The following is a 293-nucleotide window of genomic DNA, read 5'->3' as shown; positions in this document are numbered from 1 at the left end:
CGCTCGACAACTTGCGCCGCCATCACCTGATACAAGGCGCTGACATCGGCCTCAAAGAGGGCATCGAGACAGCGACCGAGCACATCATCATTGAGGTCATCAGCACAGATCCCGGGGCCAATCAGGCGCTCAACCGGCTTGTTAGCAAAGAATTGCGGGAACATGTGCAGGGTGCTGCTGTGAAAGCCGAGGCCGTTCACTATCATGGCGACCAAGGCTTCACCATGTGAGACCTTGAAAGGCGGGGTTTTGGGGAGCAAGGCATCGATCATGCGGGCAATGCCCAGTTCCTG

At 57.3% G+C, this 293-nt stretch carries 1 protein-coding gene; it reads right to left on the bottom strand.

Annotated elements, in window-relative coordinates:
- A partial coding sequence (locus tag J9889_RS23130; RefSeq protein ID WP_210558355.1) for a DUF4277 domain-containing protein occupies positions 1–293 on the bottom strand: 293 nt, incomplete at both ends.

This window comes from Aeromonas sp. PrichA-15 (genome assembly GCF_017939245.1).
GTDB classification, from domain to species: domain Bacteria; phylum Pseudomonadota; class Gammaproteobacteria; order Enterobacterales; family Aeromonadaceae; genus Aeromonas; species Aeromonas caviae.
The sequence above is the reverse complement of the archived record's forward strand: the minus strand, read 5'-3'. Positions and strand labels throughout refer to the sequence as shown.